This window comes from Undibacterium sp. SXout7W (genome assembly GCF_049339385.1).
Lineage (GTDB): Bacteria > Pseudomonadota > Gammaproteobacteria > Burkholderiales > Burkholderiaceae_D > Undibacterium.
The window spans coordinates 1-270 of record NZ_JBMPPF010000183.1; the positions used below are offsets into that span (position 1 = coordinate 1).

Here is a 270-nt window from a genome sequence, read left to right on the forward strand (position 1 = left end):
GCAATGACCAGCTCACCATCACCAACCAAGGCGAACTCAACAACCAGAGTGGCAAACTACTCAGTGCCAGTGCCATCAGCATCGACACCCAAAAAGTCACCAATGACAGCCAAAATGGACAAGCAGGCCTCATCCAAAGCAACGGCACACTGCGCCTGCACAGCGGTAGCGACATCAGCAATCAGCAAGGCAACATCGTCAGCGCCGGCAGCATCGACCTCAATGCAGCCGGCACATTCAACAACCAGCAAGGCACGCTGGAAGCCGCGC

1 protein-coding gene is annotated in these 270 nt (G+C 56.3%); it reads left to right on the top strand.

Going from position 1 to position 270, the window contains the following annotated elements; all coding sequences use genetic code 11:
- Positions 1–270 (top strand): hypothetical protein (locus ACO0LB_RS21020; RefSeq protein WP_423052701.1); only part of this gene is annotated, 270 nt, incomplete at both ends.